The following is a 9191-nucleotide window of genomic DNA, read 5'->3' on the forward strand; positions in this document are numbered from 1 at the left end:
CATGACAGCGCTAGACCGCCACCAGACCAAGACAGGCACGATACGCAAGGAGTTGGACAGGCTTCTCCGCAAGGCCGGGGAAATCCATGCGAAGTGCGAGACGGACAGCGACAAGGCGGCGGTATTCGACGCTCTCATGGCAAAGGCAAGAGAAATCAGGGAAGGGCAGTGAATGAACACTTATGCGATCAACACGACGCGCCGAAAGGAATTCGAGGTCGAGGAGGAGCTACAGGCCCTCGGCCTCCACCCGTGGGTGCCGCGCCGCCTCGATAGCAAGTACATCAAGGAAAAGCGCGTGGCTGTCTGGTACGACCGTCCCTACGTTCACAAGCTGATCTTCTGCGTCATCCCGGCAATCTACTGGCGGGACGTGGTGGACATGAAACACGTGATCGGCAAGCCCGTGCCCCTCTCAAGGCTGGACCTGGAGGGAATGCCCGCCATGAACGGCAGGCCGCCCCGCTACGGCCTGAAGCAGTTCAAGGAAGCCGTAGAGGCCGAATACGCCGACATGCAGCGCAGGAAGGCCAACAGCGAGTATGTGTGCCAGTATCGCCCCGGTGAAGCGTTGGAAATGCTGGGAGGGCCGTTCGACGGCTTCCATGCCGAGTTCAAGGACGTGATCCGCCGGGCACATGACGATTTCGCAAAGCTGCGCGTTGAGGTGGCGATTTTCGGTCGCACAACGGAAATGGATGTGGCGCCGGATAAGGTGAGGGCGCGTGGGTAAAAAGCTTGTGGGTGGGCCGAGACACAAATCTCCCAACATGTGCCTCGGCGAATTCCAGTAACCACAGTTGCAGTGCGGCCACCACTCACGGAACAATTAGATGATGCCTTTTTTTGTCGGGATAATCAAGCCGCATTGCAACCCTCCAACGGGTAGTTGCACGGCATCGCGCCATGTGGTAGTGTCTTGTCAAGTGCTGTTATCGGCGGCTTAAGCAATTGCTAGGGGCCCCCAGTGCTGCAAGGGCAAAGACCCGAAAGATGAGGTTATAGGCGATAGCCGATGCCTTGTCGCGGAACCTTGGAGTATGTCTTGAGAAAGCACAGCACAGAAGCCGGAAAATGGATCGCAGAAAACAACCTGTCGTGGGGCCCGAAGAAGGAGCCGCATGGCGGGGAGCAGGCGAAATATTCAGGGGCGAAGGCTAAGCGCGTGAGGCGTGCGAAGGTTCTGGGCGGGCGGATATCTAAGTTCGACAGCATCAAGGACTTCGTGGAGCGCAATAGGGGCCACCGGGGCGATGAATGCTTATTTGTCCCCGCTGCTCAGCCGAGCGTACCTGCTGCGGTGAGCTTCTGTGGCCGCAACATCGCAGCGGCCCGATACATGGCGCTACTTACGATTGGCACGCCGAAGTCCGAGGGAATGATTGTCCGCCACAAATGTGGGAACGGGCATTTGTCGTGCGTGAATCCCGCGCATCTTCTCTGGGGCACGCCCGGCGACAACCTTGCGGACGCGAACAAGCACCGGAAGGCCGGTGATGATGTACGGGACCGCATCAGCGCAATCGACTAGAAAGCGCGGTGCTTCTGCATTTTCAATTTTGAGTTCACGCGACGGCGTGGAACCGCATGGTGACTGAACATCCGGGCGCCGATCCCGGAAAGGTATGGCTGGAGGGTAGCCCCCTCGCTTAGCAGCAAACAGTCGGTCTGGCGATTTAGACAGGTAGTCGGATAGCCAGTGCAGGTAAACCCAACTCCTGCCCATGCACATAATACTGGTGTCGCCCTTGCAAATCATCGAGTTTGACGAAGACGACCTAGACGAAGCCCGTGACCGCATCTGCGATCTACTGGCAGACTGGCAGCAAGAGGGCCGCACACCATCAACGCTTCTCGTTGCTCTCGTGGAAATCATGGACGACATCGAGGACAAGGCCAAGTCGCCGTTACAGTAACGCATCTATCCACTGCGTTTCCCTCCCTCACAAGGACACACCCACATCTTTCAGCGCTGCTATGCGCTAGTCGTTAACACCGCGGAGACGCGCACCATTTGGGTAGCGGTGAATAGCAGACGTGGGAAGATTTTCAGGCGCGCGGTTGGCCCGTGGCGCGACTTGCTCACCCGGTCTAACGATTGCCGAGGTAGCCACTCGGCATAACGGGCCATTCAACATCAAACAGGATCCGCCATGCCCAGAAAGCGCATAACAGACGCTGACTGCAAGACAGCATACGATATGCGCGAAGCCGGTGAAACATGGAAGGCAATAGCGGAAGCCATCGGATGCGCGGAATCAAAGGCGAAAGCATGCTACCACAAGCATGAAGCAAAGCTTGATAAAGAGCAGTACGCCAAGAACGATGGACGGCCCACGAAATACAGCAGGGATATGTCGGACCGCATCTGCGATATGCTGTCGCGCGGAAAGACAATCGACCAAATCGCCGCAATGGACGATATGCCGGTGCAGGCGACAATCTATGATTGGAAGCGTGACCACGCCGAGTTTTCGGAGGCTATTGCGCGAGCGAGGGTTGATCAGACGTGGGCCTGGGCTGAGCAAATCCTGACCATTGCTGACGATATTCAACAGGATGTAGCCCGCAACGAGGATGGCACTGTTCGCCTCAATGACAAGGGTCAGCCCGTTTATATCAAGGAGATGCCGCAGAGGACCAAGCTGCGCATCGAGACGCGGCAGTGGATCATGGAGCGGGTCAACCGCGGCGATTTCGGCAATCGCCAGCAGATGGATGTGCATCACCACTTTGCCGACAAGGACGACGCCGAGATTCTGCATGAACTTCGCACTGCGGCAGAGGCGGCGGGTCTGAGCCCCGATGATGTGACGGCGCTTTTGAGTGGCGAGCAGGCGATTCACTAGCCGTTCTTTCACTTAGGCAACATGTTGCTCCGGGCAGACACTTATAATTGAGTGAATGCCTTTCACAAATCGAACATTTTGGGGGGTGAGATGACCGCACAACTCACTGCCGCTCAACGCCGCTGGGCTCTGGAAAGCGCCATCCCGGCTCTGACAACAATAGGCGAGCGCAAGGCACAGCGGCTGTTCTACTGCCTGTTTCCGGACGAGGATTCACCGGCACCTCCTGCGATGCATGGATACTTCCCGACTGGCGTCATTCATGCCCGCGAGAAGTATCAACGTCATCTCGAATTCTTCGAGGCTGGCGAGAAGTATCGTGAACGCTGCTTCATGGCGGCCAACCGAGTTGGGAAAACGTTTTCGGCAGGCGGCTACGAGATGGCCTGTCACTTGACCGGCGAATATCCGGACTGGTGGCCGGGGCGCCGCTTCAACCGCCCGATCCGCGCATGGGCGGCGGGCAAGTGGAACGAAACGACGCGGGATATCGTTCAGGCCACGCTTCTCGGCCAGATAGCATTCAGGTCCGGGCGGAAGGCGATGGATGGGACCGGCGTCATTCCCGGTCATGCCATCGGCGCCATCACCTGGAAGCAGGGTATCACTGATCTGGTGGATACGGTTCGTGTCCGGCACGTCTCGGGCGGCTGGTCCACGTTGGGGCTCAAGTCTTACCAACAGGGTCGCGGTTCATTCGAGGGCACGTCGCAACATGTGATCTGGTTGGACGAGGAATGCCCGCTCGATGTGTATGGCGAGTGTCTAATCCGTACAGCAACCACAAACGGGCTCGTCATGCTGACGTTCACGCCGCTTGAGGGCATGAGCGAGACGGTCCTGCAATTCCTGCCCGACGACATGCGACCGGGTATCTGATCAAGGAGATCGACTATGCCTAGCTACCCCAGCGCCCCCGCGGGCACTGTTTTCACGAGCGAGGATCGTATCCTCACCCATCTCGACGGCCATCCCATGGCAATGCGCCCGGATAACGTCCTGACTGGGCACTACAACAAACTGGAGGTCGAGGCCGGCAGCGGTATCGCTGGAATTGCCGAGACCTACAAGGCCGGTGTGATCCAGATGGGGCCGTTGGTTTGGACTTCGATTTTCATCGACCTGACCGGGCTCAATTCCAACGCCGCCGGCGACATCATCGGCGATGACGGCGAGGCCAACTGTCACCTCGGGAAAATCACGGTGGCCCGAAACGGTACGTTGATTGGGGGCCGCATGTCCTGTCTGGAAACGCCTACGGGCGGTGAGCCGGATATCGACCTGTATTCTGCGGTGGAATCCACTGGCACCGAGGACGCAGCCATTACCGGGCTGGATGAAACCGCGCTTCTGGCTGCCGCGGCAGATTGGACGGGAGCCACTGCGCCCAAGGGCCTGACCGGCCTCCCGGCTGATGGCGAGTTCCTGTATCTCGTCGGGTCCGGCGACGGGACAAACGCCACCTACACCGCCGGCAAGTTCCTGATCGAGTTCTGGGGCTACAGCGCCTGATTGGGAGGCTAACATGGCTGATATCAAACCTAGCTACGATGGGGCTTACGACAAGCCCATCGAGGTCGTGTGGGAAACCCTCGACAACAGCGACAGCGACGGTGCGGCTTGGGAGCCTGCTGGCCTGTCCGCGCTGGTCTGCGGTGTGCAAGTCACCGGGACGTTCGACAGCGCCACGGTCGTGATGCAGGGGTCGTGGGACGGCACCAACTATGTCACGCTCAAGGATCTGGATGGGTCTGATATCTCCATGACTTCGGCGGGCTCTGCGGAATTCTCGACATCCGCTGTCAAGATCAGGCCATCCACCTCCGGCGGGGGCGGCAGTCAGGACATTGATGTCACACTAATCGCTCGGGGGAACATGTAACCGTGGGTGAGGTGTCGAAGTCTCGTTACATGGTGCAGGCGGGGTGGCGTGATGTTCCACATATCAGCCCGGAGGCACAGCAGGAACTGCTGGACGGGACTGAGCCATACCTGCGCGATGCACGCTCAAAGGGCATTCCGAATCTCGGCACCGGCGCCATCTATCCCATTCATGAGAGCGAAATCACGGTCCCGCCGTTCCAGATACCGGACTACTGGCCCCGCGCCTATGCCATGGATGTCGGCTGGAAAAACACTGCCGCCATGTGGGGCGCGAAAGACCCGTCTGATGGGGTGATCTATCTCTACGGGGAATACAAGCAGGGCGAGGCGCTTCCGGTGGTGCATGCCTCGGCCATCAAGACGCGTGGTGAGTGGATCAAGGGCGCAATAGACCCGGCCAGTCGCGGACGAAGCCAGAGGGATGGTGAGCAGCTCTTCCAGGAATACCGCAATTTGGGGCTGAAGCTGGTGCCGGCGGAAAACGCGGTGGACGCTGGTATCTACCGTGTGTGGTCCGGTCTGGTGCAGGGGCGCATCAAGCTGTTTTCGACGCTGAGCCAGACGCTCAAGGAATACCGGATGTATCACCGGGTCAAGAAGAAAGACGAGAACGGCGTCGAGAAGGTGAAGATCGTCAAGAAGGACGACCACCTCATGGATTGCATGCGCTACCTCATCGCCACCTTCGATCAGATCGCCAGCGTTCGACCGGTGGATACCACGGGCCAGCATGCCTACCAGATCGCGGACCAGACGGCGGGGTACTGACCTATGGCTATGAGCGCACACGCAGTCAAGGGCCACGAGGGGCAGGATACCTACGAGATGGAGGAAAGCGAGCAGCAGAAGATGCTGGAGTCGCTGGAAGCCTTCGCTGCCAAGATGGAGGAGGAGGCCAAGCGCCGGGTCGATCGTCGCCTCCACGTTGAAGAGCGCTGGTTGGATGATCTGCGGCAGTATAACGGCCAATACGACGAAAAGCTGCTGGAGAGGTTGAAGAAGGACCGCAGCAGCAAGGTCTTCGTGAACCTCACCCGGCCCAAGACAAACTCGATGATTGCCCGGCTGGTGGACCTGTTGTTCCCGACAGATGACCGCAACTGGTCGGTGTCACCTACGCCGGTGCCGGAACTGACGGAACAGGCCGAAGCGGCGCTGGAAAAGGTCTATGAGGCCGACAAGAAGGCCATGACGGCGCAGGCGGAGATGGAGCAGGCCGACGCGCAGGGCGACCAGGAAGGGCGCATGCAGGCCGCACAGGCTGCGGACACAGCGGAGGAAGAAAAGAACGCGGCACAGCAGGCCGCGGACCAGCTTCAGGAGGTCATGCAGGAAGCCAAGCGCCGGGCCCGGCTGATGCAGGAGGAGATTGACGATCAGTTCAAGACCTGCCTCTACCAGTCTGAGGCGCGGGATGCCATCGAGGATGCCTGCAAGATCGGCATGGGCGTGATCAAGGGTCCGGTTCTGGGCGAGCGGATGAAGACGCGCTTCCAGAAGGTGGGTGGGGAAGTCTACGAACTGACGCGCGAGCCCAACGACATGCCCGCGGCGCACCGGGTTGATCCTTGGAGCTTCTTCCCTGACCCCGATGCTCGGCGCGTCGAGGACAGCGAGGGGTTCTTCGAGCGTCACCTGATGACGAAGACCCAGCTTCGCAAGCTGGCGCAGCGCCCCGATATTGACGATGACACGGTGCGGACACTCCTGACGGACGGCCCTGATCGGGGTGGATCGCCCAGCTACCTCATTGAACTGGTCAATCTCACCGGGCAGCAGACCGACGCCGCGAAAGAATACTTTCATGTCTGGGAATATACTGGTCCGGTTGACCATGACGACATGATGCTTCTGTCGCAGGCATTCGAGGACGACTCGACCGCGGCAGAAGTCGAAGACGCCGACCCGCTTGTCGAGTTCCACGCAAAAATCTGGTTCGCGCAGGGCAAGGTGCTTTCCTTTGCACTTCACCCGCTGGACAGCAACGAGCCGATTTACTCCGTATTCAACCTCGAACGCGACGAGGGCAGCCTGTTTGGCTACGGCATTCCGTGGCTGATGCGCAACGAGCAGAGCATTGTGAATGCCTCGCACCGCGCGATGATGGACAATGCCGGCCTGACGGTCGGCCCCCAGATCGTATACGACCCGGATCAGGTGGAACCCGACAACGGTATCTCAACGCTGGAACCGCGCAAGATGTGGAAGCGCAAAAGCGGAGGACAGGCAAATCCTTCGGTCCCGGCGTTCGAAACATACAATATCCCGACACAGCAGGATCAGCTTGCCGCCATCATCGAGATGGCCCGCCAGTCGATTGATGAAGTCACGTCGATGCCTCAGATCGCGCAGGGCGAGCAGGGCACGGGCGTCACCAAAACCGCGCAAGGTATGGCGATGCTGATGAACAGCGCCAACGTGGTGTTCCGCCGTGTGGTCAAGAACTTTGATGACGACATGACGACGCCGCTGATCCGACGGTTCTATCACTGGAACATGCAGTTTTCCGACAAGGATGAAATCAAGGGCGATTATGATGTTGTCGCCCGCGGGTCCAGTGTTCTCCTGGTCCGGGAAATGCAGGCCCAGAACCTCGTGATGATCGCGCAGATGTTTGGTGATCACCCGGTGTATGGCCCGATGCTGAAGCACGGCGACCTTCTGCGCGAAGTCTTCCGCGCGCATATGGTTCCGACCGACGAGATCGTCAAAACGGATCGTGAGTTCGAGAAGTTCCAGTCGGAGCAGGCCAAGGAAAAGACGCCGGAACAGCAGCAGGCCGAGAGAGAGGCAAAGAACAAGTCGCGTGAGCTGGATCTGAAAGAGCGCGAGATGGACAAGGATATCGAGATATCGAACATGGAGTGGGATGCCCGCCGGTATATCGCGGATCGCCAGTTCGATGCCAAGATGCATGAATTGGCCGAACGCCTGAACATGAACCGGGAGCAGCTTGAGACCAAGTGGGCCGAGTCTGAATCCAAGGCCAATGACAAGGCAGAGGCCGCCCGCATCACGGCAGAGCAGAGGGACCGCTCGCTGGCGGTGGAAACAGCCATGAAGCAGCGGACGGGTGACAGCAGCGGAGGCGCCATCTGATGGCTGATACGCCGCTATATGCGCTGATCGCGCATGAGAGCAGCGATTGGCGGGCCATCGAGCGCCACGCGGTCGGGCAGATTGAGAAATACCAGCGCCGTCTCGAAGCGGACCTGACGGAGACGGAAACCGCGAAGCTGCGCGGGCGCATTTCCGAGTTGCGCGACTTTCTGAGGGCAGCGCGTATCCCCGACGATATCGGGAACGACGAACAGACAGAATTCGGCTCGAACGTCCCGCTCTACTGAGCAGACCTTCGACCCCGAGTAGGCCGCTTGCAGATGCAGGCCGCCGCTTGCCGCTTGTGCGGCACGACCGAGCCCTTCCCCCGTGGAAGCGCAAAACGTCAACTTAATCAAGGTGTTACAGAATGAAGGACGACGACCTGCAAGGCCGCGATGATGCCGCTGTGAATGATGCAGCCGCTGATGCGGAACAGACTGACGAGCAGCTTTGGGATGAACTCGATAAGCTGGATCCAGATTTCGCTGGCCGGGATGATGAGGACGATGCGCCTCACCCGGAAACAGGCGAAGACGGCGATCCGAGCGAGGATGATCAAGGCACCTCGGGAGATGACGAGCGGGCCGCCGCGCCGGAAAACGACGACACCAAGGATAACCCTGAAGACCTGCGCGAGCAGGTAGAGCGCCTGAAACACGCGCTCAACAGCGAAAAAGGACGGACTGCGGCGAGTCGCCGCGAGATTGAACGCCTCACCCAACAACTCCAACAGCCCAGCGTGAGCTCGGCTGACGGGGAAGGCGACGATCCCTCCAAGCGCCAGGAACTGGAGCAGCACCTCGAAAACGTTCGTGAAGAGTATGGCGATGTCGTCGGCCCTTTGGTCGACAAAATCAAGGAACTGGACAGCCGTGAAGGCCGCTGGACAGCCTTTGAGGAGCGGCAGCGCCAGGATGCTCAATCCCGCCTCGACGCCATTGTCGAGCAGGAGGTGGGCAAATTCGAGGAAGAACACCCTGACGGGTGGGAAACGCTACGCCAGCACGGCGCGGCTTTCCGTGAATGGATTGACGACCAGCCCAAGCAGCTGCGCGACATCTGGACGGAAAACCGGGAGCAGATCGTTGATGGAATCGGGACCGCGTATCTCGTGAGCCAATTCAAGCAGGCCCTCCAAGACGCACAGGGCGATGCCCCCGAACCTCAACCTTCACAGGAAAATCGGCTTCAAGACCGTCGCCAACGCCAGTTGGACGGCGCTCGATCGTCTCGCAGCAACAAGCGCATGGGCGCTCTTCGCCGCGGGCCGCCGGATACGGATGACCCGGAAGCTATCTGGGATTATTTCGAGAAGATGGATGCAGCTAAAGGCTGATCTGTCCTTGGGGCCAGTGC

Annotated in this window: 12 protein-coding genes; all 12 read left to right on the forward strand. The window is 59.4% G+C overall.

All coding sequences use genetic code 11. The features are described from left to right. Window position 1: 1 nt before the first annotated feature. Entirely contained in the window at window positions 2-172 is a 171-nt protein-coding gene (locus ACO07J_RS08475) for a hypothetical protein (protein WP_422028141.1), read from the forward strand. Continuing rightward, window positions 173-733, forward strand: a complete 561-nt coding sequence (nusG, locus tag ACO07J_RS08480) for a transcription termination/antitermination protein NusG (protein ID WP_422028143.1) — start codon at window positions 173-175, stop codon at window positions 731-733. 312 nt (window positions 734-1045) lie between these two features. Further along, a complete protein-coding gene (locus ACO07J_RS08485) occupies window positions 1046-1531 on the forward strand; it encodes a hypothetical protein (RefSeq protein ID WP_422028145.1) in 486 nt (161 codons plus the stop codon). Between the two features lie 217 nt (window positions 1532-1748). Then, window positions 1749-1916, forward strand: coding sequence for a hypothetical protein (locus ACO07J_RS08490; protein WP_422028147.1), 168 nt, complete (start codon window positions 1749-1751; stop codon window positions 1914-1916). Window positions 1917-2153: 237 nt separating this feature from the next. Then, window positions 2154-2849, forward strand: coding sequence for a hypothetical protein (locus ACO07J_RS08495; RefSeq protein ID WP_422028149.1), 696 nt, complete (start codon window positions 2154-2156; stop codon window positions 2847-2849). A gap of 90 nt (window positions 2850-2939) precedes the next feature. Beyond that, the gene (locus tag ACO07J_RS08500; protein ID WP_422028151.1) at window positions 2940-3728 is read left to right on the forward strand and encodes a terminase large subunit domain-containing protein; all 789 of its coding nucleotides are present in this window, start codon (window positions 2940-2942) and stop codon (window positions 3726-3728) included. A 15-nt stretch (window positions 3729-3743) separates the two neighbouring features. Continuing rightward, entirely contained in the window at window positions 3744-4361 is a 618-nt protein-coding gene (locus tag ACO07J_RS08505) for a hypothetical protein (RefSeq protein ID WP_422028153.1), read from the forward strand. 13 nt (window positions 4362-4374) lie between these two features. Beyond that, on the forward strand, window positions 4375-4731 hold the full coding sequence (locus ACO07J_RS08510; RefSeq protein ID WP_422028155.1) for a hypothetical protein: 357 nt from the start codon (window positions 4375-4377) through the stop codon (window positions 4729-4731). Window positions 4732-4733: 2 nt separating this feature from the next. After that, window positions 4734-5501 (forward strand): hypothetical protein, encoded by a 768-nt coding sequence (locus ACO07J_RS08515; RefSeq protein WP_422028157.1) that lies wholly within the window; start codon window positions 4734-4736, stop codon window positions 5499-5501. Window positions 5502-5558: 57 nt separating this feature from the next. Then, a complete protein-coding gene (locus ACO07J_RS08520) occupies window positions 5559-7832 on the forward strand; it encodes a portal protein (protein ID WP_422028159.1) in 2274 nt (757 codons plus the stop codon). Beyond that, a complete protein-coding gene (locus tag ACO07J_RS08525; RefSeq protein WP_422028161.1) occupies window positions 7832-8080 on the forward strand; it encodes a hypothetical protein in 249 nt (82 codons plus the stop codon). The genes ACO07J_RS08520 and ACO07J_RS08525 overlap by 1 nt, the downstream gene beginning before the upstream one ends. Window positions 8081-8202: 122 nt before the next feature. Beyond that, entirely contained in the window at window positions 8203-9171 is a 969-nt protein-coding gene (locus tag ACO07J_RS08530) for a hypothetical protein (RefSeq protein WP_422028163.1), read from the forward strand. The last annotated feature ends 20 nt before the right edge of the window (window positions 9172-9191 follow it).

This window comes from Roseovarius sp. (assembly GCF_965228755.1).
In the GTDB taxonomy this organism is placed as follows: domain Bacteria; phylum Pseudomonadota; class Alphaproteobacteria; order Rhodobacterales; family Rhodobacteraceae; genus Roseovarius.